1 protein-coding gene and 1 pseudogene are annotated in these 1,716 nt (G+C 63.2%); both read right to left on the bottom strand.

From position 1 onward, the window contains the following. Nucleotides 1-309 (bottom strand): annotated as a pseudogene (locus tag ASG84_RS20355) (hypothetical protein); the annotation flags it as partial. 183 nt (nucleotides 310-492) lie between these two features. Beyond that, a partial coding sequence (locus ASG84_RS27840) for a ParB/RepB/Spo0J family partition protein (protein ID WP_327213089.1) occupies nucleotides 493-1,716 on the bottom strand: 1,224 nt, incomplete at its 5' end.

Consider the following 1,716-nt stretch of genomic DNA (forward strand, 5'->3'; position numbering starts at 1 on the left):
CACCTGAAACTCAGGGGCATCCGAGTCTGCTTTCTCTTTGCCGGCCTTGAAGATCGAGAGGATCTTCTTCACGTCCTCCGGCAGAACATCGATCGTCGCGAGGCCCGGTTCGACCTGCTCCCAGATCGACACGATCGCCTGCCCCATCGAGAACCGGTCGGTGGCCATGACCCACAGGTTGACCGGGTCTACGAGCAACCGCACACGGGTGTAGGTCGGTAGGTGTTCGTCGTTGCCGGCGTGCACGACGACCGACGAGAGCGCCGCGCGGAGGTCTGCGGTTCCGACGGTAATGATGACGTCACTCATGGTCTACGTCCTTCCTGCTCGGTGGTGTCGTTGTCCGGGGATAGGGATGGCGAGCTGGCCTTCAACTTCGGTGTGCGGGGCCGCTTCCTTGCCCGCGATGTACCGGTGGAGACCGACCTGCCGCTCCGGAGGGAGGGACAGGAACCACTCCTGTGCGGCAGTGAGAGCGGCGGAGTCCACCCGCTACTCCTGCGCATCGGCCGCAGCCGCATCGCGAGCAGTCAGCAGACCCTGCTCGACGTCGGAGTACTCGTACCCGAACACCTCGATCAGGTCGTGATGCCATGCCTCCAACGCCGGGTAGGGATCGCGCTGCCACTGAAAACTGTTGGCGAGGTGGTCTTCCTGCATGACGTTGTCGAGTAGGTACGCCGACACAGCCAGTTGCGGAAGGGTCATCTTGTTGACGTGGCGTTCGATCTCGGCGTGGTCGTTGGCGTCGTCGTCCTTCGTCATGGGCGGCACACCGAGAAGTTCCATGGCTGCGGACTTGGTGTATCCGGATCGGGTCGAACGATCCATCACGTACAGGCGTAGGCATCGAACTGCGAGATCGCCGTCACTTTCGGATGCAGCCTTCGCAAGGAAGCGGCGGCGCACCGTTGCGGCTGTCCGCAGATCCTCGTCGAGCTTGACCTTCCGGTCTCGCTCTTCCCGCGCCTGCACCTGTGCGGCAGTCTCAGCCTTCGGCTCGGGTTTGCCTGCAACCTCAGCACCGCCGGAGTAGACGTGTTTGTAGAACCACAGGACGCCGTCATCGGAAGCTCGGTCCGGCATCGCAGCCCGCTCGGCACCCTCTGGCACCTCGTCCTCGTCGTCGATCTCGTACCACTCGAACGTCTCGACAGTCGGGTCCGTCTCCGCCTTCTCGCTCGCGACCGCTACCTCCTCGTCGAGCTCCTCGTTGGTGACGACACGAACACCCTTGTCGGTCAGCTCCTTCACGAGCTTCGCTTCACGCTTGACCCACTCGCGCTGTTTGCGGGCATGTTCGAGGTTGAACGCGAAGTTCGAGGTGCCGAGGAACAGAGCGAGACGGTCGTAGACCGCCTGATCGTCCGCGAACTCGGTGAGCGCGAGCGCGTCCTCGATCGTGACCTGACGAGCGACGAGCCTGTCCCGCAACGTCTGCGGCGCATTCGCGAGCTTGATCCGATCCCTGATCGTCTTCTGCTTGTGACCGGTGCGGGTAGCGAGCCCCTTGAGGTCGACGTCGTCGAACTCGAGCAGAGACTGGTACGCGTTGCCCTCCTCCACGACGTTGAGATCTGAGCGGTGCAGATTCTCGGTCAGCATCACTTCGAGCTGTGCCCGGTCGTCGCCAGCGAGGTCGAACCGGACGATGCACGGCACCGTCTTCAGTACCGCCTTCTTCGCGGCCGCGTGACGGCGATGCCCGGCGATAAG

Source organism: Rhodococcus sp. Leaf278 (assembly GCF_001426085.1).
Classification (GTDB): domain Bacteria; phylum Actinomycetota; class Actinomycetes; order Mycobacteriales; family Mycobacteriaceae; genus Rhodococcoides.